At 49.3% G+C, this 21,198-nt stretch carries 20 protein-coding genes; 10 read left to right on the forward strand and 10 right to left on the reverse strand.

What is annotated here, in order from left to right; translation table 11 throughout:
- Nucleotides 1-235, reverse strand: a 235-nt coding sequence (locus AC4MRN_RS02680; RefSeq protein WP_491202432.1) for a peptide-methionine (S)-S-oxide reductase, incomplete at its 3' end; no start/stop codon positions are given.
- A 93-nt stretch (nucleotides 236-328) separates the two neighbouring features.
- Between AC4MRN_RS02680 and AC4MRN_RS02685 the strand changes: the two genes are divergently transcribed.
- The 3 genes from AC4MRN_RS02685 to AC4MRN_RS02695 all read left to right on the forward strand — a co-directional run bounded on the left by AC4MRN_RS02685 (nucleotide 329) and on the right by AC4MRN_RS02695 (nucleotide 3,047).
- Entirely contained in the window at nucleotides 329-736 is a 408-nt protein-coding gene (locus AC4MRN_RS02685; protein ID WP_491202433.1) for a thiol-disulfide oxidoreductase DCC family protein, read from the forward strand.
- Nucleotides 733-1,449 (forward strand): SDR family NAD(P)-dependent oxidoreductase, encoded by a 717-nt coding sequence (locus tag AC4MRN_RS02690; protein ID WP_491202434.1) that lies wholly within the window; start codon nucleotides 733-735, stop codon nucleotides 1,447-1,449. The genes AC4MRN_RS02685 and AC4MRN_RS02690 overlap by 4 nt, the downstream gene beginning before the upstream one ends.
- A gap of 176 nt (nucleotides 1,450-1,625) precedes the next feature.
- Nucleotides 1,626-3,047: a sodium-dependent transporter gene (locus AC4MRN_RS02695; RefSeq protein WP_491202435.1), complete on the forward strand. Its 1,422-nt coding sequence runs from the start codon at nucleotides 1,626-1,628 to the stop codon at nucleotides 3,045-3,047.
- A 51-nt stretch (nucleotides 3,048-3,098) separates the two neighbouring features.
- Here the strand turns inward: AC4MRN_RS02695 and AC4MRN_RS02700 are convergent, their stop codons facing one another.
- Nucleotides 3,099-3,914, reverse strand: a complete 816-nt coding sequence (locus AC4MRN_RS02700; protein WP_491202436.1) for a Rossmann-fold NAD(P)-binding domain-containing protein — start codon at nucleotides 3,912-3,914, stop codon at nucleotides 3,099-3,101.
- A gap of 72 nt (nucleotides 3,915-3,986) precedes the next feature.
- A complete protein-coding gene (locus AC4MRN_RS02705; RefSeq protein ID WP_073325190.1) occupies nucleotides 3,987-4,793 on the reverse strand; it encodes a DUF2884 family protein in 807 nt (268 codons plus the stop codon).
- A gap of 291 nt (nucleotides 4,794-5,084) precedes the next feature.
- Here AC4MRN_RS02705 and AC4MRN_RS02710 point away from each other — a divergent pair, with 291 nt between their 5' ends.
- Nucleotides 5,085-5,276, forward strand: coding sequence for a hypothetical protein (locus AC4MRN_RS02710; RefSeq protein ID WP_073325191.1), 192 nt, complete (start codon nucleotides 5,085-5,087; stop codon nucleotides 5,274-5,276).
- Here AC4MRN_RS02710 and AC4MRN_RS02715 read toward each other — a convergent pair.
- Nucleotides 5,261-5,569, reverse strand: coding sequence for a hypothetical protein (locus AC4MRN_RS02715; protein ID WP_490402744.1), 309 nt, complete (start codon nucleotides 5,567-5,569; stop codon nucleotides 5,261-5,263). The two genes, AC4MRN_RS02710 and AC4MRN_RS02715, sit on opposite strands and share 16 nt — an antisense overlap.
- A 481-nt stretch (nucleotides 5,570-6,050) precedes the next feature.
- Between AC4MRN_RS02715 and AC4MRN_RS02720 the strand changes: the two genes are divergently transcribed.
- Nucleotides 6,051-6,893: a hypothetical protein gene (locus tag AC4MRN_RS02720; protein ID WP_370241586.1), complete on the forward strand. Its 843-nt coding sequence runs from the start codon at nucleotides 6,051-6,053 to the stop codon at nucleotides 6,891-6,893.
- Nucleotides 6,894-7,134: 241 nt separating this feature from the next.
- On the opposite strand, the gene AC4MRN_RS02725 is transcribed toward AC4MRN_RS02720, so the two are convergent.
- The 3 genes from AC4MRN_RS02725 to yihG (AC4MRN_RS02735) are packed head-to-tail and all read right to left on the reverse strand — an operon-like array spanning nucleotide 7,135 to nucleotide 10,216.
- On the reverse strand, nucleotides 7,135-8,400 hold the full coding sequence (locus AC4MRN_RS02725) for a mechanosensitive ion channel family protein (protein WP_488802242.1): 1,266 nt from the start codon (nucleotides 8,398-8,400) through the stop codon (nucleotides 7,135-7,137).
- A gap of 6 nt (nucleotides 8,401-8,406) precedes the next feature.
- Nucleotides 8,407-9,303: a 1-acylglycerol-3-phosphate O-acyltransferase, YihG family gene (yihG, locus tag AC4MRN_RS02730; RefSeq protein WP_475072916.1), complete on the reverse strand. Its 897-nt coding sequence runs from the start codon at nucleotides 9,301-9,303 to the stop codon at nucleotides 8,407-8,409.
- 4 nt (nucleotides 9,304-9,307) lie between these two features.
- Nucleotides 9,308-10,216 carry a 1-acylglycerol-3-phosphate O-acyltransferase, YihG family gene (yihG, locus tag AC4MRN_RS02735; RefSeq protein ID WP_155013616.1) on the reverse strand — a complete coding sequence of 303 codons (909 nt, stop codon included), beginning with the start codon at nucleotides 10,214-10,216 and terminating at the stop codon, nucleotides 9,308-9,310.
- Between the two features lie 218 nt (nucleotides 10,217-10,434).
- On the opposite strand from yihG (AC4MRN_RS02735), the gene tkt reads away from it, so the two are divergent.
- The 5 genes from tkt (at nucleotide 10,435) to AC4MRN_RS02760 (ending at nucleotide 18,012) form a co-directional block, all read left to right on the forward strand.
- Nucleotides 10,435-12,456, forward strand: coding sequence for a transketolase (gene tkt / locus AC4MRN_RS02740; RefSeq protein WP_491202437.1), 2,022 nt, complete (start codon nucleotides 10,435-10,437; stop codon nucleotides 12,454-12,456).
- Nucleotides 12,449-13,444 carry an aldo/keto reductase gene (locus tag AC4MRN_RS02745; protein ID WP_155013618.1) on the forward strand — a complete coding sequence of 332 codons (996 nt, stop codon included), beginning with the start codon at nucleotides 12,449-12,451 and terminating at the stop codon, nucleotides 13,442-13,444. Before tkt ends, AC4MRN_RS02745 begins: the two co-directional genes overlap by 8 nt.
- 188 nt (nucleotides 13,445-13,632) lie before the next feature.
- The gene (locus AC4MRN_RS02750; protein ID WP_491202438.1) at nucleotides 13,633-16,356 is read left to right on the forward strand and encodes a glycoside hydrolase family 3 C-terminal domain-containing protein; all 2,724 of its coding nucleotides are present in this window, start codon (nucleotides 13,633-13,635) and stop codon (nucleotides 16,354-16,356) included.
- 3 nt (nucleotides 16,357-16,359) lie between these two features.
- Entirely contained in the window at nucleotides 16,360-17,478 is a 1,119-nt protein-coding gene (locus tag AC4MRN_RS02755) for an endo-1,4-beta-xylanase (RefSeq protein ID WP_491202439.1), read from the forward strand.
- Nucleotides 17,479-17,583: 105 nt separating this feature from the next.
- Complete coding sequence (locus tag AC4MRN_RS02760; RefSeq protein ID WP_073325198.1) at nucleotides 17,584-18,012, forward strand: hypothetical protein; 429 nt, start codon at nucleotides 17,584-17,586, stop codon at nucleotides 18,010-18,012.
- Here the strand turns inward: AC4MRN_RS02760 and AC4MRN_RS02765 are convergent.
- The 3 genes from AC4MRN_RS02765 to AC4MRN_RS02775 form a co-directional block, all read right to left on the reverse strand.
- Entirely contained in the window at nucleotides 18,005-18,772 is a 768-nt protein-coding gene (locus tag AC4MRN_RS02765; protein WP_491202440.1) for a hypothetical protein, read from the reverse strand. The genes AC4MRN_RS02760 and AC4MRN_RS02765 overlap by 8 nt on opposite strands.
- A gap of 133 nt (nucleotides 18,773-18,905) precedes the next feature.
- Nucleotides 18,906-20,402: a tryptophan halogenase family protein gene (locus tag AC4MRN_RS02770; RefSeq protein ID WP_491202441.1), complete on the reverse strand. Its 1,497-nt coding sequence runs from the start codon at nucleotides 20,400-20,402 to the stop codon at nucleotides 18,906-18,908.
- Nucleotides 20,399-21,154 carry a SapC family protein gene (locus tag AC4MRN_RS02775; protein WP_491202442.1) on the reverse strand — a complete coding sequence of 252 codons (756 nt, stop codon included), beginning with the start codon at nucleotides 21,152-21,154 and terminating at the stop codon, nucleotides 20,399-20,401. The genes AC4MRN_RS02770 and AC4MRN_RS02775 overlap by 4 nt, the downstream gene beginning before the upstream one ends.
- Between the last annotated feature and the right edge of the window lie 44 nt (nucleotides 21,155-21,198).

Consider the following 21,198-nt stretch of genomic DNA (forward strand, 5'->3'; position numbering starts at 1 on the left):
GCGCGAAAAAGATTTCCAGAATCTCGCGGTAGCTGATTTGATCGGGATAATAGGTAAGCCTGACCACTTCTGCGTGGCCCGTATCACCCTTACAAACCTGTTCGTAAGTGGGTGAATCGACCTCGCCACCGGCATAACCAGACGTAGCCAGTTCAATACCTTGTACCTGATTGAATGCGGATTCGATACACCAAAAACACCCTCCGGCCAGGGTGGCTGACGCCGTGTTAGACATAATATTGCTCCAAAAGTGCTAATGCTTGCAGTGTGGAGGCGAAAAGTGGTTTCTTCAAGTCATCCAACCCACAAATTCCACCGTAATAGTGGTATGAATACGACACACACGCCCAAATTGACCGTTTTTTATGACGGCGCCTGTCCGCTTTGCCTGTTTGAAATGCGTCATCTGATGCGGTTAAACACCGCAAGTAAGCTGGCCTTTGAAGACATTACTGCAGCAGATTTCAGTTCGCGCTATCCAACGCTTGACTGGCATGCGCTGAATAACCGCATTCACGCCATGCGCGACGATGGCAGCATGATTGATGGCCTTGATGTTACTTACCAGGCCTGGAAGCTGGTGGGAAAAGGCTGGTTGTATGCACCTACACGCTGGCCGCTGTTGAAGCCTATTGCCGACTGGTGCTACACGCGGTTTGCCCGGCATCGCTATAAAGTGTCGTATTGGCTAACCGGACAAAAGCGCTGCGAACAATGTGAGCTGAAAAAACGATGAATATATTGGTGGTTGGCGCAAATGGCGCAATTGGTCAGGCTGTGGTTGAGGCATTTTGCGAACAATACAGCAGTGCAGTGGTGTATGCCGTATCTCGAAGTCACTACACAGGAGCCAAGCGAAAACAAGTTGTGCCTGTGCAGTTGGACACAGTAAATGAAACCGCAATTACTAACTGGTTATCTGCCTGTAAGGCCAAGGGCACGGCTTTTACCCACGCAGTCATTGCTACCGGCGTGCTGCACGATGACAACGTTACGCCGGAAAAACGCCTGGAGGATGTATCTGCCGAGGCCATGCAGCATTACTTCCAGGTGAACACTATCGGACCCTCGCTGTGGGTTAAATTGCTGGTAGGGCACTTGGCACAAGGTGGTTCAACCGTAAGTGTACTGAGTGCCAGGGTGGGCAGCATTAGCGACAACCGGTTAGGCGGGTGGTATGGCTACCGTGCCTCCAAGGCCGCTTTAAATATGTTTGTAAAGACCGCGAGCGTTGAATATGCTCGCAGAGCAAAGCATACAAGCTTGATTTGCTACCATCCCGGAACAGTAGACTCGTCGTTGTCGAAACCGTTTCAGCGCAATGTGAGACCGGAAAAACTGTTCACGCCAGCTTACACTGCAGCCCAATTGCTGGCGGTAATCGAGCAGGCAAACACCTCTGAAAGCCCTTATTTTATTGACTGGGCAGGAAAATCCATTCCCTGGTAATAAAAATCGCGTCGGGCAGCAAGCCTGACGCGCCTAAATTCAAGACATTTGGCAAAGGTATTGATACCATGGCGAATTCGGATCCAGGGGCCAGGTAAGCTAACGACAAGAAAAAAGCTACCAATCACGGTTTCCCCGATATTAAAAAAAATAAGAATCACTATGAGGAAATGGGTATGAGCGGGGCCAGAGAACAGTTCGGATCGCGCATCGGATTTATTTTGGCTGCAGCAGGGTCTGCAGTGGGTATTGGTAACCTGGTTGGGTTTCCAGTGGGCGCAGCAAAAAATGGTGGCGGCGCTTTCTTGTTAATGTACGCTATTTTTGTGGCCGCAATATGTTTGCCCGTGATGATGGCGGAAATGTCAGTCGGTCGTTACGCCAAGAAAGACCCGTTGGGTGCTTACGCAAAGCTGACAGACAACGCTCCGCAATGGAAACTGGCAGGCTGGTTGTCCATTATTACCCCGTTTATGATCGCGGTGTTTTACCTGGTGATCACGGTGTGGATTTTTGGGTATCTGTTTGAAGCTGTGACCGGAAACCTTGAACTACTGGCCAATCCAGACACCTTCGGCACCTTTATAAACTCCCCCACATTATTTATCTACATGGCGGTTGTATTGGGTATCGTGTACCTGATCCTGCAGGGCGGGGTAAAGCAAGGTATCGAAAAAGCCGCGAAGCTGCTGATGCCCGCACTCTTTGTGATGCTGGTGCTGCTGGTGATTTTTGTTCTGACTCAGGACAATGCCATGGCCGGTGTAAGTTTCTATCTGGTACCGGACTTCAGTAAAATTAACGCCTCGGTAATTAACGGTGCATTGTCTCAGGCATTCTTCTCGTTGAGTCTGGGTATGGGCATCATGATCACCTATGGCAGTTACATCGATAAAAATGCCGATGTACCGCAGTCAGCTAAGCTGGTGGCGTTAACCGACACGGCTGTGGCGTTTACAGCGGGTTTGATGATTCTGCCTGCAATCTTCTCATTCAACCCGAACACGAATCCTGCAGAATTAAGTGAGTCTTCTATTGGCATGATATTTACTTTCCTGCCGAAGATTTTCCTGGCACTGCAAACCAGTATTGGTTTCTTTGGTGCGTCGCTGGTGGCTAGTATATTCTTCCTGTTGGTGTTCTTTGCGGCCATTACGTCTCTGGTGTCTATTTTTGAAGTACCGGTTGCCGCGTTAATGGACGAGAAAGATTACAGCCGCCCACGTGCTCTGGTTATTCTGGGTATTTTGCTGGTGGTCTTTTCAGTGTTCTGTGCACTCTCGTTTGGTTTTGTGACTTTCTTTACTGAATTCACCAGCTATGCGGGCGCGCCTAAGTCGTTCTTCGATATCGTGTACGATGTGTTTTATGACACGATTCTGCCTCTGAACGGACTGCTGATTTGTTTGTTTGTTAGCTACCGTTGGAAGCGCCACAACCTGCATAAAGCGCTGGAAACAGGCTCACCCAACTACAAGGGCAGCTGGTTTGAACGCTATGTGGATATTTCAGTAGGTACTTTTATCCCGCTTATTCTGGCATTGATTTTCATTAACACCGTCGCGGTGAAGTACTTCGGCATCACCCTATTCGGCTGAAGCTGGATATAGAATGAAGAGGGCAGGGGCAGTCCTTGCCCTTGTCAGTCTCTACATATCCCAGGGACTGGGGTAACTCAAACGAAGCGATAGTTCAGCCAGTGTTTCGCTGGCATCTATGTGCTTTCCCTCACCATCGTTATGCTCATTCGGCTGTTCTGAAAAATGAATAGGCGCTAACTCCCTGCGTTTTGCCATTTCAGGGTAATACAGGCCTCGTTTGGGATGGTCTTGGCTGCATAAGTGCAAAATGCGTTTATTCGGTTGTTGCTTAATCAACGCTTCAATTGTGCGCAACACATCTTCAATGTGAACCAGATTAACGACCTGATCTGCGCCACTCAGCGTTCGTCCTGCTAATGTATTTACCGGATGCCTGTCAGGGCCAACTAATCCCGCCAGACGCAATACGTAGCTGTTGTGTGGCGCGGTATCCAGCAAATGCTGTTCTATGCCCACATGGGCTTTTCCTGAGGCTGTGACGGGGGCTACCGGGGAAGATTCGGTAATCACCCCTTCGCTGTCGCCATATACCGATGTGGTACTGATGAACACCACTAATGCTGGCGTGGCCCGGGTAAATAACTCGGTGATCAATTCATACATGGAGTGGGTGAAATCGCTGAGATCCGGGTTGCGTCTGCCCGGTGGAATATTAAGGATAACCACACTGTTGTTAGCCGCTTCAATGAGTGCATCCAGTGGTTGTCCCAGGCCAAACAATAAGGGTTGGATCCCCTGACTGGCCAGTTGCTGAGCTTTGGAGTCGCTGCGCGTGGTGCCGGTTATGGCAAAGTCTGATTTGAAGTGTTCAGCGGCATAACCGCCAAGCCAGCCACAACCGCACAGTAAGAGCTTGTTTTGCATGATAGCGCTCGTAAAAAGAAGAGAATTCTGTGTTTACGAGTCTATCATGCATTCGGGTTTACAAGGGGGCGATTACTTTTGCATGCTGTAGTCGCTGTTGATTTCCAGCAAGTCTAAACCGCCCAGACCAGAAATATGTTTCTGCATACGGGTTTCAGCATAGTCCGCTTTAGCCAGCACTGAACAAAGCTCGTCGGCCTTGTGCTCAAGGGCTTCAGCCTTATCACCGACGCGCTGTTCAATGGTCGCGCCGAAGTTGTCCATACGCGTAGCGAAATCTTCCATATCACCATCTTCGAACAACATTTGGCGGCCAATGGCCATTAACATGTGACCCATGGATTTTTCGACCAGGCTTTCAACACGAGACTCAAACTCTTCTTCCCAGGCATCGTCTATCCAGTTATTGCCGTTCAGACCTTCAGAATGAAACTGGTAGCTGCCATCAGCAGCGTAAAACCGGGTATCCAGTTCAGCTTTCAGATCGGTAAAGAAGACATCAAACTCCTGAACCATTTCATTATCGGTCCCCAGCATTTCTGAAAATACTTCGGTAACCGCATAGCTGGCAACGTGCAGGCCTTCGGTAGCAATTTGCACGGTCATTGGGATAGCGGTTTCAATGTTGGTGTAGTAGTCACTTACCCAGCGTTGTTCTTCGTCAGACAGGTCGACTTTGTCGCCATCGATAAATAATTCATGCGCGGGAGTAATGAGCACGGTATCGCCATCCTGCGTAGTAACCGTCAGATCGCCATGCTGGTAACTAATGGAACCGTGTAGCTGGGTATTACATTGGTTATCCACTTCAACGTGGGCAACGGCAGGCAGTGCACACAGGCTTGCGGCAAACAGAGTAGAAAGTGCGAGTGTTTTCATTTGGATCCTCTTCGTGCAATGAATAGCTGAGCTGTTTTAGTCAACAGCCGTAATACATTTGTTACCGCTGTTGCAGCACTTGGGCCAACTTTTAAATGTTATATTTATCAGTGGGTTGGGAGTTGTCGATGTGTTCCTGTTACGTGTCGCTCACTAGGATTATGCTGTATTGACTAATAGTTGGTGTTTTTGACCATAATCAATATTCAGTGGATTATTGAGATTCTGCATGTTCATTTTTCTTTGGTTAGTGCATAATACGCGCAGATTTTGGTTAAGGTACATAAGATTATGAGTGAATGGATTGATGCAATTTTATTTGGTGTTGCGTTAGTAGCTTTTACTTTGGGTTTAAGCAGCATCGTAATGGGCTTCATGAGCAGCAAAGAAGGCAGTGAAGCGTTGCACGAGAGAATCGAAATGGGCTACCTGGGTGTATCTGGCCTGGTAGTGTGTTTGGTGCTGGGTTACCTCATCGTATAGCCACGCAAACCAAACAAAAAAGCGCGATATTTCAAGTATCGCGCTTTTTTTATGAAGCCTGGATCATATTTAAATGACCCAAGTCCCTTTTCAGTGTCAAAACTCACCGCACCAACAACACCGTCTCGGTATGTTACTGTAATGACTTCCATTACCATTCTTGTGTTTTCCATCTTTGTTACGGCGCTGTCCTGAGGCTCTCTGCCTCTTCTTTCCTTGCAGTTTGGCCAACTGTAATGGAGAAATAGATCAATCTGCTGCATGAGATCTAATGCCATTAATATAGCAATCATGATGTCGAGCTGCTCTCTTCTGCTAATGCTTTAACCGTCATTCCTTTCACTATAAAGTCCTTTTCTGGTTACATTAAGTGCCTTTTAACCTATTGGAGTAACCATATTAGGACTTTATGCGAAATTTAGGGCGTATTATACATAACAGAGAAAAGCGATAATCGGAGGTGAGCATGAATTCACTGCAAAATGGGGTAACAAGTGTAGTGGCATAGTGAATTTGGTCACTTCAGTATTTTAACTGGGTAGAACGTATTTCGTTTTAGTGGTTTATGACTATCCAGATACCGAATCCAAAGCTTAACTTGCTCAAGTTTCTTAAGAAAAAAGTATAGATGAAGAGTCTCTGAGGAAAGAGATGGCAGCTTTTTATAAAAATGTTTCAAAATCCTGAGGAGCAGTTGGTCGTTCATGACCTCTAAGTAATTATATTGAACTTTCTATTCTAGCTTCGTTCAATTAATGAAAGGACTAACACGGAATGTTGCCATTGATTGAACATTACATTCAATCTGGATTAATTGAGCAAAAGGAAGAGCGTTTAAAACCGGCAAAGTCAAAGGTATATAGTGCGGGTGGATTACGCTTTGCGATGTTATCTGTATTTTGCCATAGTGCTGTGATTGCAGTATTTATCTTCGGCTCTAACTTCATGACACCTCATAAAGTTAATGAACCTGTGCTAGTAATTGAAGCCATGCTCATCTCCCCTTTGAAATCTCAGCCTGCGACTCCCATTATGAATAGTACAGTGGATAGGTTAGAGCCAGGGCACCGTCATAAAACTGAAGAAATTGAAAAAAATGATAGCAGCCAGCAGTCTTTTCAAAGCGGACAGGAGACAAACGAGTTTGCGGATTCCATACTACCAGTTCCTTCCCCAAAGCCTTCTTTGAGGAATGAACGAGATCAATTAGCTGATGAATCATCACTCGACATTATGCGCCTTACACGTCGTCATTTAGCTCAAGAACAAATAATAGACTTAGAAGCCCAGGCTAATACTGAGGTCCAAAATTATTTGAACCGCAAACAAAACCCTCTACTTTCCAGACCTCTCGAATCTAATCAGTCAACGTCCGATGAAAAGCTATTGGACGACATAATCATTGAAGTTGATTGCAATGGGTTAAAAGGAAAGCTATCTGCGCTGCTGAGCAGTAACAAAACCATGCTGCTCTCGGATAGGCATTTTCCCATTCAAGATGACAAAAAACCGCTTATAGAAGGGGGATCTGTTAAATGCAAATCACAAAAGGATTTTGATCGCTTTATTCAACATCGGTTACATTTCGGATTACCTGAAAGTTTGCATCAAAATTGATAGTAAAGAGCTAGAGGAGAAAAAGCACACGTGCTTAAATTGCTTAGTCTTAAAATCTTCGAACCAAGCTGTATTTCTGATTTTCATTCAGTTGAGGCAGGAGTTTCCCAATACTATCTCCTTACACAGGATAAAGAGGGAAAAGGCTCACGCAGGGATATACGTTACAGTAAATAACACCCTTTTGTTACGATCGCTAATGACCGCTCCTGACCAATAGGGACGTTACCAGTATGAATCCCTATTCCTTTCTCGCAGTTAATGCCTCTAAATGCGAATCACGCTGATACGCCCTGAGTTCAAACAGCGGCAGCATGGCCATGATATGGTCGAAAATGTCAGCCTGCACTTTTTCATAATTTACCCAGGCCTTGTCGCTGCAAAAACAGTAGATTTCCAGTGGCAGTCCCAGTTCATTGGGGGGAAGCTGACGTACCATCAGTGTCATGTCGTGGTTAATCTTCGGGTGCTTGGCCAGATAAGCTTCCAGATAAGCCCGAAACGTACCAATGTTGGTTAGCGCACGGCGGTTGAGTAAGTCATTTTCGTCAATTGAGTTGTCCTGATGGTATTGCTGCAGCTCTTTAATTTTGCTGTCGATATACGCAGCAATAAAACGAATCTTTGCGACCTTCTTCAGGCTCTCGTTGTCGTACAGTTTTACCGAATGCATATCGATGTAAATCGCGCGCTTGATTCGGCGTCCGCCTGACTCCTGCATGCCCCGCCAGTTTTTAATGGCTTCGTTGGTCAGCGTGTACGTAGGCAATGTGGATATGGTGTTGTCCCAGTTGCGCACTTTTACGTTGGTCAGGCCTAATTCAATGATTTCCCCGTCGACGTTAAATTTATCAACCTGAATCCAGTCACCGTTTTTGAATAAGCGGTTAGCGGTTATCTGAATACCAGCCACAAAGCCCAGTATAGTGTCACGGAAAATCAGTAAAAGTACTGCCGCAATGGCGGTTAAACCCGACAACAACAGCAGCGGGCTTCGGTCTACAATCAGTGACACACTGAACAGGATAAACAAGATAGCCAGGATCAGTTTAATAACCTGAATAAAGCCGGTTATGGTGGCCTGTTTGGCAAATTCTGTGGTGTTGTACCAGTCTTCAACCGTATTGAGCAAAGCGCTGGTAGAGACCAGCGCGACCAGCATCAGATACAGCAGGGCGGCTTTTACCACCACGGCGTATAATAAGCTGTCGTCGGTGAGCAGGATGGGCGTTAACAGGAATACGACTAACGCGGGCACCAGGTGAATCAAGCGGTTAAAGAACCCATGCTCACGTAGCGCATTGTCCCAATCAGTCGGCGATCTGTTAATCCAGCGCATCAGGACGGAGTGCAGAAACAATCTGCCGCCTAAGTGAAAGGTCAGTGCAACTATCGCAATAAATGCCAGTGCCAGCGTGTTGTAGAGCGGGCTGTTTAGGACAATATCGGCATCGATGTCCTGCAATACCGATACAAATTGTTCGCGAAACCTGGCGGCAGTCAGCATAGACGCTTATTCTCCTGATAATAACCTGGCAATCGTTTGATCCTTACGTTGCCAAACACTGTTAACCCATTGCTGGAAACCGGTTCTGAAGGTGTCGTCGTTGTAGTAATCGCCTTTCGCCTCTTGCGGCACCTCAATCACGTTGACGTCAATAATGATGCGGGTCATTTGCCCTGAAATCATTGACAACATGGGGTGTTTGGCGTTGTCCGGGTACAACAGAGACACATCCAGAATATGTGTAAATAATTCTCCCATGGTCGCCAGGGTAAAGGCAATGCCACCCGCCTTAGGAGGCAGCAAGTGGTGGAACGGACTCTTCTTAGCGGCGTGTTTTTGCGCGGTAAACCGCGTGCCTTCCACAAAGTTGATTACCGTAGTGGGTTGATGGCGGAACTTCTGACAAGAGCGCTTAGTGGTTTCGATATCGGCACCGCGCTTTTCCGGGTGCTTCTTCAGGTACGCCTGAGAATAACGCTTCATGAACGGCATTTCTAACGCCCAGGCCCCGAGCCCAACAAACGGCATCCAAATCAGTTCCTGTTTCAGGAAAAACTTGGGGGCGGGTATGCGAAACGTAGCAAATTCGATAAGCAGAATAATATCGAGATAGCTCAGGTGGTTGGCCACTATCAGGTACCAGCTTTGCTTGTTGAGCGGCCCGTGAATATTGCGGGTTATTGTTACCGGGTTAAACAACCGGATAAGCAAGACACTGCACGACCCAAAGCACAGCATAAACCCGTTCATAACAGGTGCTAATGCACGCTGTAGAACCGGAATAGGTAATAAGAATCGCACCAGGCCAAGCAGAATGATAAGTGCGCCCCAGAACGCCAGATTGGCTACCTGAAGCGGCAAATGTACGCAAAAAATGAGCGGAGCGAATAACCGTCTGATCATGGCTTTATACTGCTTTCCAATTGTCTAATAGGTTGTCTTTGGCCTGCCATTGCTCGTTCAGCCATTGCTGAAAACGGGCACGTTGCTCGGCACTGTCAAAGTATTCACTAATATTGATATTGGCCGGAAACAGGTTTTTTATCGGGGTCACGTCTACCTGTACGCGAATGTCGTGTACTTTACCACTCACAAAGTCCCAAAAGGTAGGGATACCCTGCGGATAGTGTATGGTGACGTCAATTAATTTGTGCAATTGGCCGCCCATGGCGTTCAGTACAAATGCAATCCCGCCCGCTTTGGGCTTCAGGAGATGCTTGAAGGGCGATTGTTGGCGGCTGTGCTTTTCCGGCGTGAAGCGCGTGCCTTCTACAAAGTTCATTACACTGACGGGCTTGGATTTGAATTTCTCACACGCTTTTTGCGTGGTTTCCATGTCCTTGCCTTTCAGGTGTGGGTGTTTGGCCAGAAACGACTTGCTGTAGCGGCGCATAAAAGGGAAGTCCAGCGCCCACCAGGCTAATCCAAGCACCGGCACCCAAATCAGTTCTTTTTTCAGGAAAAACTTAAGAAACGGAATCTTGTGATTAAAAATGCGCTGTAACACCAGAATGTCGACCCACGACTGATGATTGGCGATCACTAAAAACCAATCGTTGCGAGACAGCTGACCGTTTTCCTCTACCTGCAGGCTCGTGCGGCTGAATATGCGCTGGTTAAAATTGTTCACGCTGATCCAACCCACTGCACAGGCATCCAGAACATAGGTTAATCCGCGTTGTGTCAGCGGAATCGGGATCAATTTAAACAAAGCCAGAATCAACACAAAAGGCACCCAGAAAAAGGTGTTCAGGCCGTAAAGCAGTGCCGACAGTGCACCATTTATAGTATGTAAAAGGGATTTCACAGCAGTCATCTTACCAGTTGTAAAAGTGCGCACAGTGTAGCGTAAACCAATGCGAATGCCGACACCTAAAGTCGCGACTTGTTGCGAATTTCGGCAAAAAGTGACCACTTTTACACAGTGATGATTTTCAACATGGGTATTACTTAATTCTGCAAGGTGATTGCTGCGCCTAAACCGGCTGTTTACCCTCATGGGTTAATGACTAGTTTATAAAATCGGAATTCATTATGTCTGACACACACTCATCGGCAGCCAATGCCATTCGAATGTTAACGGTTGATGCCGTTCAACGTGCTAAATCAGGACACCCTGGCGCGCCCATGGGCATGGCTGATATTGCCACTGTGCTGTGGCAACAGTTTTATCAGCACAATCCTGCTAATCCTGACTGGGTAAACCGGGACCGCTTTGTTTTGTCGAATGGTCACGGTTCAATGCTGCAATATGCACTGCTGCATTTGAGCGGTTATGATGTCGGTATTGAAGACATCAAGCAGTTCCGTCAACTTCATTCAAAGACACCCGGACATCCGGAATACGGCTATACGCCTGGCGTAGAAACCACCACCGGGCCGCTTGGAGCGGGAATTGCCAACGCGGTTGGGATGGCAATTGCCGAGAAAACCCTGGCGGCCCAATTTAATCGCCCGGACTTTAGCGTTGTTGATCATTTTACCTATTGTTTTCTGGGCGATGGCTGCTTAATGGAGGGGATTTCTCACGAAGTCTGTTCACTGGCGGGGACCCTGAAACTCGGTAAGCTGATCGCGTTTTGGGACGACAACGGTATTTCTATTGACGGTCATGTTGAAGGCTGGTTCAGTGACGATACTGTTAAACGTTTTGAAGCGTACGGCTGGCAGGTCATTGCCGGCGTGGATGGACACGACCCGGAAGCCATCGCCAGTGCAATACGCTCAGCCCAGGCGGAAGGCGACCGGCCGACGCTGATTTGCTGTAAAACAACCATTGGGTTTGGCTCACCGAATAAATCGGGTAGTCATGACTGCCATGGTGCACCACTGGGAGATGACGAAATTGCCTTAGTGCGTAACCAGCTCAACTGGCCACATGCCCCATTTGAAGTACCAGACAGCGTTTACCAGCAATGGGATGCCAAACCAAAAGGGCAGCAGCGTGAGTCGGACTGGCAGTCGTTATTCGAACAATATGCAAAGGCTTACCCGGCGCTTGCCAGTGCGTACCGTCGCCGTGTCATTGAGCGCACTTTGCCCTCAGAATTCGACGCATTATCCGCTGAGTATGTAAGTGCTTGCCAACAAGAAGGCGCTGATATGGCAACGCGCAAAGCGTCGCAGAATGCTATTGGACATTATGCGGCGTTATTGCCTGAGCTCATGGGGGGCTCGGCAGATTTGGCGGGTTCAAACCTGACGCTCTGGCCAGACGCAAAAGGGATTCAGGAAGATCCTGCGGGTAATTATGTGTTCTATGGCGTACGCGAATTTGGTATGAGCGCGATCATGAACGGCATTGCACTGCATGGTGGTTTTATCCCCTACGGCGGTACCTTTCTTATGTTCATGGAATATGCCCGCAACGCCGTGCGTATGGCCGCACTCATGAAGGTGCCCAGTATATTTGTGTATACCCACGACTCCATCGGGCAGGGCGAAGACGGCCCAACTCATCAGCCTATCGAGCAGTTAGCAAACCTGCGGATGACCCCTCAGCTTGAGACCTGGCGCCCCTGCGATGCAGCGGAAACCGCAGAGGCCTGGCGTCAGGCAATATTGCGTCAACAGGGCCCGACCGCATTAGTTTTCTCGCGTCAGACGACACAGGCGCAAGCTCGCTCTGTCGCTCAGGTAGCGAATATTGCTAAAGGGGGTTATGTGCTGGTCGAGCCGGAGTCAGCACCTCAACTGATTATCGTGGCGACAGGTTCTGAAGTAGGTCTGGCGGTCACAAGCGCACAACGCCTGGCAGAACAAGGCGTCGCCGTTCGGGTTGTGTCCATGCCCAGTACCGAGCGCTTTGACGCACAAAGCGCTGATTATCGCGCGTCGGTATTGCCTGTAGCTGTACCTAAACTGGCCATCGAGGCTGCGCATAAAGACTTCTGGTATAAGTATGTTGGGACAGAGGGCGCAATAATTGGGATGGACCGATTCGGTGAATCCGCACCGGGTGGCGTATTGTTAACGCACTTTGGTTTCACGCCGGAAAACGCAGTGCATACAGCACAGGCGTTATTGGCAACAACGAACGGAGATAGCAATGGGTGACACATTGGTAACGACACGACAATTGGGCCGCACGGGCATGGCCGTCAGCGAGGTAGGATTAGGCTGTTGGCAACTAGGGGGCGATTTTGGCCCGGTATCGGCTGCCACTGCAGAAGCGGTGATTGAGCAAGCGGTAAAGGAGGGTATTAACTTCTTTGATACCGCCGATGTGTATGGTGACGGGATCAGTGAGCAGTACCTGGGTAAACTGGTAAATCAACTCATGCCTGAGGCTGTCATTGCCACTAAATATGGCCGCGCGGCCGGCACCTACCCGGATGGTTACAGCCTCACCGACTTACGCGACAGTGTTCGTCGAGCGCAGGATCGCTTGCAGCGCGATAGTCTCGACTTATTGCAACTGCACTGTGTGCCAGAACGCGTGTTGGCTGAGCAGCATATCTTTGACTGGCTCCGCGAAGTGCAGCAGGAAGGGCTTATCAAAGCCTTTGGCGCCAGTGTGGAGACCCACAAAGAAGCAGAGATATGCCTCGAGCACAGCGACCTGCAGTCACTGCAGATTATCTTTAACCTGTTACGACAGCGCCCAATTGAAGCGCTATTCGACAAAGCACTGGCGCAGCAGGTTGGGATCATTGTGCGATTGCCTCTGGCCAGCGGCATGCTAAGTGGCAAATTCAGCAAGGACACTGCGTTTGCCGAGACTGATCACCGCAATTACAACAAAGACGGTGAAGCCTTCAGTGTGGGAGAAACGTTCAGTGGTATCGCCTTCGACAAAGGCCTCGAAATAGTGGACACCCTGAAGCAGTCAGTGCCTGAGGGCATGACCATGGCGCAATTTGCTATGCGCTGGATACTGGATCACGAAGCCGTGACCACCATTATTCCCGGTGCAAGCTCTGCGTCACAGGTGACACAAAACGCCAGGGTAAGCCAACTACCGGTCGTCGACCAGGCAGTTCACGAGACACTTTTTGCATACTACGAGTCAGACATTGAAAAGCACATTCGTTGCCCACTGTAACCCTGCCTGTTTGACTTAAAAATTATAGTTTTATCATACATTAAGGTGCGTCGAGTTGGCGCGCCTTCGCTTTACTAAAGCCTGCCTGATAGCTTTTTTTTACATCTCATTTACGTTTTGCCGTAGGCGAATTGTACCTGTCTGAAGTTGCGGTATCGTGCTCTCATACTTCCCAAGGTGATTCAATTATGAAACAACACACGTTTGTAACTCCCGTGGCCACAGCAGTAAAAAAAGGCCTCGCATTAACGCTTTTTCCGGTTGCACTGATGCTAACAGGCTGTTCGCAGTCGCAAGCTCCGGCGAACCAGGCTGAGCAGTCGGTTCAGCAACAACAAGCCGATTACCTGAATACAGCGTTACCCCTGGAAGACAGGGTAAAAGCGTTAGTAGACAGCATGACACTGGAAGAAAAAATAGCGCAAATGTACAACGATGCACCGGCTATCGAGCGCTTAGGTGTCCCCGCTTATGATTATTGGAATGAGGCGCTGCACGGTGTCGCGCGCGCCGGTGAAGCCACCGTGTTTCCCCAGGCGATTGGTATGGCAGCTATGTGGGACCGTGAGTTTCTGAATGACATCGCAACGGTTATCTCTGACGAAGGGCGCGCTAAACATCACGCGTTTAAGGCACAGGGGATTTCTTATCGCTATGCCGGGTTGACGTACTGGTCGCCGAACATCAATATTTTTCGCGATCCACGCTGGGGCCGGGGTCAGGAAACCTACGGGGAAGATCCGTATTTAACCGGCGAATTGGGTGTTGCCTTTATTAACGGTCTGCAGGGGGACGATGACACTTACCTGAAAACTGCCGCCACTGCCAAGCACTTTGCGGTACACAACGGCCCGGAAATTACCCGTCACTCAGACAACTACGTTGTATCAGACAAAGACCTTTACGAAACCTATCTGCCTGCCTTTGAAAAAGCGGTCGTTGATGCGGATGTGGAAGCTGTCATGTGCGCGTATAACCGGGTTAACGGCATGCCGGCCTGTGGTTCTGACATGTTGCTGAAAGAAATACTGCGCGCAGAGTATGGCTTTGATGGCCACGTTATGTCCGATTGTGGCGCGATTGCTGATTTTTATGATCGCAAAGCCCACGCCTCAACACGCTCACCAGCTGCGGCTGCGGCGTGGGCGGTGAACAGCGGTACCGATCTCAACTGTGGGGTAGGCACCTTAAGCAGCTTTGCGAATCTGAGCTTTGCAGTGCAAAAAGGCTTCATAGATGAGTCGTTAATTGATCAGGCGGTAACCCGCTTATTTATGACTCGCTTTAAGTTAGGCATGTTCGACCCTGACACCAGCGTGCCTTACGCCTCAATTCCTCTGGATAGCGTGGGGTCACAGGAACATCTGTCGATGACACAACAAGCCAGTGAAAAGTCTCTGGTACTGCTTAAAAACAATGGCTTACTGCCGCTCAAGCCGGGTGTTAAGGTGGCGGTGATTGGCCCCAATGGCGACAACCAGGATGTACTGCTTGGCAATTACAACGGTTTGCCAGTCAATCCGGTAACGGTACTTGATGGGATTGAAAACGCAGTAGGACCGGAAAACGTAACCTATGCACCAGGCAGCGCGCTGATTGCCGATATCTACGGTCATTGGCAAACTCTGGACAGCGACGTGATATTCCACCGCGACGAACAGGGGCAGTTACAGCCGGGCGCTCAGGTGTCCTACTTTGCCGTTGAGCGCAGCAAAATGACCGACTTTGCCCACCCGCATTTCCCCGCCACGATGACCGGTAGCGCCGCGGCGACAGAAACGCTGAGTGAGCTAACGATACGCAACATGCATTCGCCGGTGAGCGGCAACATGCTTGAAGATTACGGTATGGTAGTAAAGGCAGAGGTGGTGCCGCGTGAAAGTGGCAGTTACCTGTTCGACGGAAAAGGCACAATTACGTTAAATGGCAAAGCCGTTGAAGGGGCGGTCGCGCTTGAAGCCGGACAATCTTACTCACTTGAGATTCAGCACATCTTCGCCACCGATCCTGTATCAAATACCGCAGACAATCTGTTGAGAGAGTGGCAGCTGCGTTGGGTAAATCAGAGTACGAGCCTCTTGGCAGACGCTAAAAAAGCCGCTCAGAATGCTGACGTCATTGTAATGGCTGTGGGTATATCTCCGCGTATTGAGGGCGAGGAAATGCCCGTTAAGCTGGATGGTTTTGACTATGGAGACCGTTCCAGCATCGCGCTGCCAGCTGAGCAACAGGCACTGATTAAAGCGATGCATAAGCTGGGTAAGCCAGTGGTATTGGTGAACTTCAGTGGTAGTGCCATGGCGTTGAATTGGGAACAGGACAATGTCGATGCGATTGTTCAGGCGTTTTATCCGGGAGAAGCTACCGGTACTGCATTGGCCCGGGTATTGTGGGGTGAGGTAAGTCCGTCAGGTCGCCTGCCCGTTACCTTTTATCGCAATTTAGAGGGCTTTGCGAAGTTTGATGATTATGACATGACGAATCGTACCTACCGGTATTTCGAAGGGGAGGTGCTGTACCCATTTGGCTATGGCCTGAGCTATACCGATATGCAGTACAGCGCCCTGCAGGCACCATCATCGCTGACGGCGGGTGATGACCTGTCACTGTCGGTAACACTGAAAAACGCGGGCAATTACGATGCAGAGCAAGTAACGCAGTTGTACGTCCGTATGCCTGATGCGCCGGTACGCACGCCGAATGTGAGCCTGAAAGGCTTTACCCGTAGTGCGCTAAAATCGGGGCAAGAAGTAACAGTAAAACTGAGCGTACCTGCTGACGAGCTTGTGTATATCGACAATGACGGTAAGAAAGTCCCCTACCAGGGGCGTCTTGAGGTCTTCGTCGGTGACGGCCAGCCGGGGTTCGCTAAAGGGGATAAGATCACTGAAACCGTCGTGGTGGTGAAATAGCGGATGGCTACAAAAATAACCCCTTTTGCGATATCTGCGTTATTGGTTGTGCTTTCAGGTTCCGCCAGTGGGGCGCCTGAAGGTATCGCCTCTGTTTATGAAGACAGCTTTCTGGTGGGGACGGCCATTAAATCCAGTGACCTGACAGGAAACCTGCCTGCAAAGAACTCGCTGCCGTGCTCGGAGTTTAATGCGCTTACGGCAGAAAATGCCATGAAGTGGCAGCATATTCAGCCTGCCCCCGGACAGTTTAACTTTGCGATGGCTGACCAACTCATTGCGCTGGCGCAACAGTGTGATGCCCGGGTTATCGGACATACCTTGTTATGGCATCAACAAACACCCGGTTGGGTGTTTGAAGATGAGCAAGGCAACCCTGTGAGTCGCGAGGTGTTGCTGGCGCGATTGCGTGAACATATTCATACGCTGGTAGGGCGCTACAAAGGCAAGGTGTACGGGTGGGACGTCGTCAACGAAGCGTTGAATGAAGATGGCAGCCTGCGCGATACGCCGTGGCGACGTATTCTTGGCGATGATTTCTATGTCCATGCCTTTCGCTTTGCTAAGGAAGCAGATCCTGAAGCCCAGCTGTATTACAACGATTTCAACATGTATAAGCCCGCTAAAGTGGCAGGCGCGGTGAAATTGGTAAAGCAGTTGGGTGACGCAGGGATTAAGGTGGATGCGGTGGGTATGCAAGCGCATTATTCGTTGTTTTACCCGTCTTTGTCTGACATTGAACAAAGTATGAAAACACTGCGTAATGCGGGTGTACGCATTGCGATTACTGAATTGGATATCTCGGTATTGCCGCTGCCAGATGACGCTTTCAGTGGGGCCGATATTACCCAGAGCTTCGCTGCGCATCCGGTTTATGATCCGTATGTAGAGGGGTTGCCCGCCACACAGCAACATCAGCTTGCCGAATTGTATCAACAGTTATTTGCTTTGTTTCTCAAGTACGCCGACAGCGTAGACAGAGTAACTTTTTGGGGCACAACGGATGCCGATTCCTGGCGCAACAATTGGCCAATACGCGGACGTACCGATCATCCTCTGTTGTTCGACCGCAATGGTCGCCCTAAGGCGGCCTATGAGGCGATAACCCGGCATATTGACTAGACAGCAAGCGAGTAGCAGTCAATTGGGGCATAAGCGCAATTTTGTTTACGTCCTGTTGATTTGCTACTCTGTTGCTAACGCTTAGCAAGGAAGCCGAATCAACCAATGTCTGAGTTAAACCCCAAGTATATCGTTGCCGTTGCAGAGCAATTGTCTTTTGTCAGTGCGTTTTTAGGCGGTATCTCTGCCACCATCCTTATTACAATCGTGGTATTTGTCTCGTCGAAGAAATCCGTTAGCTGGATGATTGCCGCGTCGGCGCTGGCCGCCTGTAGCTTGCTGGTGGCCGTTATTGCATCCTGGCGGTTGATTATCTTGCTACATCCCGAACTTCCCATCGCCGTTGAGCCATTCATTATTAAAATACTCTGGTCAGGGATGTTGCTGGGGTACAGCCTTGGATTTTTGTCGCTGCTTGCATGTATTGGTTTATCTGGCTGGCTGCGCTCTAAAAGAAGCGGGTTAATTACCTCGGGCACCGCGTTAGTTGCCGTGGTGTTTTTTGTGCTTGCCACGCCATTTGGTGCTAATTAAACGTCAATATCAAATAGAGCCAATAGCTATCATCTTCTTTCACGAAGAAAATGGGAGAGGAATTGTTTAAGTCAAACGGCTTTTGTTTCATGAACTCAATATGTAGCTCAATCGCAGATTGTTGTGCCGGGCCTGTTAGCGTCGCTTCGCACATTTTCTGAATACACATGACCTGCAATATTTCAGTTGCAGGGTCGTTGATGTTGGTATTTATGAAATCAGTTACTATTTGCTCGGCCTGATATCGCCAAGCGATATCTGTTTCTAGGGGTGTTTCAGCCGTTGGTTTAGTCAGGAGTGGGCTCTCAGATGATACTTTGTCAAACATAAAATCACTGGCTTCCCCCAGAACGTCTTGCATGCGGGCTTTTAAATCTTCTGAGTATTTTTCTTGCCACTCTTTTAACTCACGCCGGGCCAATGAGTCGGTAGTGATAGGAGTGGGCTTTGTGGTGGCTTCCTGTGGTGAATCGATGCGAGTAGTCGGTGTGGAATCAGGATTTGAGTATTCGCTTTTGGCGAACATGTCAGAGCCGTTATTTGACAATGGTTTTACGGGTTGCAAACCGTCAGCGTCATAATGCTCATTGTTCCGTGTTTGGGGCGATACGGACGGTGCTTCAACATCTTGTTGAATTAACGCATTAGGTTTGTCCTGTTTAGTATTGCTGTCGATGTCGGACGCCGCTTGATTTGTGCCAGTCCAATACCCTAAAGAAAAAGCGCTAAGTATTAAGATTAAAACTAAACCATATTTCATCGTTATTGCCTCCTGCATTGATGTACTCGTACTTTACTTATCGTTCAGATGAAAATCGCCAGCTAATAGCGCAGACTGGTGCTCATCTGGTTCAAGTGGGCCGAACAATCTTAGATAAAGTCTTAATATAAGTTTACCGGTTTTGCCCACAATACTGCGCGACGAACGCTTCGTGATCGGGAAGCTGCGCCACGCGCTGACTGATTTCCATCTGGCCTTTTTTCAGTGCCCCGGCTAACTGTTCGTCACTCATCATTTTGGCTGCAGGGTGCCAGTTTTTGGGCAGGAGTCCCTGACCTAACATGACCTGCGACCAAGAGTCGACCCGAAACAGTTCGTTGGCTTTCTGAAACGCATGACCGTGTTCTTTGAACAGCTCTATGCGCTCAGACAGTGAGTCGGGGATGACCATGTCTTTACAGGCCCGCCAAAAAGCGGAGTCTTCGCGTTGTGTAACATGGTAGTGCAGCACAATGAAATCGCGAATGCGCTCGAGTTCGATTTGCGTCTGTGCGTTGTATTCGTCCTGCAAATGCTGGTAGTCACCGGAATACGGGAATAACTGCATGAGCCGGGTAATACCCATCACGATTAGGTGAATGCTGGTGGATTCCATGGGCTCTACAAAGCCGCTGGACAAGCCAATAGCCACACAGTTTTTATGCCAGGCTTTTAACCGTCTGCCGGTGGTAAATTGCAATGAGCGAACATCCTGTAACGGTGTATTGCGTAACAACGCGGTAAACGTATCGTGGGCAGTTGTTTCGTCGAGGTACTGGCTGCTATACACAAAGCCATTGCCCATGCGATGCTGTAGCGGAATTTCCCAGCGCCAGCCGGCACTGTGGGCACTGGCTATGGTGTAAGGTTTTAGCGGTGGGGTCAGTTCGGTTTGCACTGCCAGCGCGCGATCGCAGAACAGCCAGTGCGACCAGTCTTCATAACCCACGTCGAGGGATTCGCCCAAGAGACGGGCACCAAAACCGGTACAGTCGACAAATAAATCACCGTGTAGACTGCCGCTCTGCCTGAGCTGCAGCGCGTCAATATGACCGGCGTCGTTTAGCGTTACCTGCTCAATCGTGTCTACTACATGGTTCACGCCAGCTTGCACAGATATGTGCTTCAGAAATGTGGCGTACGCGCCGGCGTCCAGGTGATAGGCATAATTCAGCGGTGCATTTTGCGCAGAGGTATAAAATTTATTGGCTTTGGCCGCTTCCAGTTCCAGACAGTAACTGCCGTAATCAGTGGCGATACCGCGGTCCAGCCCTTCACGCCAAAAGTGAATAAATTCAGCCAGCCAGCTCGATTGGCCTGTTTGCCCGAAGGAGTGAATATAGCGTTGGTTTAACTGACCAAACTCCGCAAACTCAATGCCCAGTTTAAACGTGGCGGATGTGGCGCGCATAAACTCCGCTTCGTTTATTCCTAGCAATTGGTGAAATACCCGCAGTGGTGGAATGGTCGCTTCGCCCACGCCAATCGTCGGTATGTCCGACGATTCAACGAGTGTAATGCGTACCAACGGACCGAGCTTTCTGGCTAGCGCAGCTGCCGTCATCCAACCGGCGGTGCCGCCTCCGGCAATGACGACATGGGGTTTGGTTGCGGGCTGTGTGCTGTTCATGTGCGACTGTGCTCCAGAGCATTTTTCATATCAATTAGCCACGACATATTGTGCAAAGAGGATTGAATAGCGTATACGTGAGCCAGCCAGCCTTTTTGATGCAGTGCTGCTAGCGTGTCAGCAGGTAAATTGGCAAAGGTCTCTTTGCAGATAGTCTCGTGTCCTTGAATTTCCAGCTTGTCGCCATTGTTTAACGTAATGGCCAGATTAATCGGCGTAAGCAGGGATAGCCTGTCCAGTTCCGCGTAAAACGCGCTGGCTTCATCCTGACCTAGGTGCAGACGGTTTAGCGTTGCAGCCACTTGCTGCAGGTAATCGCTCTCCCCGCCTTTTTCAAGGAAGACAGCTTTGCTGCCGGTGTTGTCTGTGGCTTGCGTGAGCCTTGGGTGATCCATATCAACGTGAATGACGGCTTCGTTACCGCCATGTTGTTGTTGATAGCCAATCATGAACGGGCCTTTGGCCAACAGGCCTGGTACATAGCGTGCCATCCAGCTTCCGGCCATGGGTGGCTGAGGATAGTGTTCTTTTAAAAACAGGTTCTCACCGCTCACGAGGCCCAGCAAAGCCACTGCCTGCAGGCCGTGTTCAGCATGACGGCGAAACAACACGGGGTATTCTTTGTGAAGTGCATCGAATTCGGTTGGAAATACCAGGACGCTGCTGATGTTGTCACCAAAGTCAGCGCTGTAATGCGTCTGCACGCGAAGGTCTTTATGCGTAATATTATTGAGTAATTGTAAGGTAGCCATATCGTGTCCAGGCAAGTAATGAACAAACAACGAAGCCGGGCAAG

It is taken from the genome of Marisediminitalea sp. (assembly GCF_984433645.1).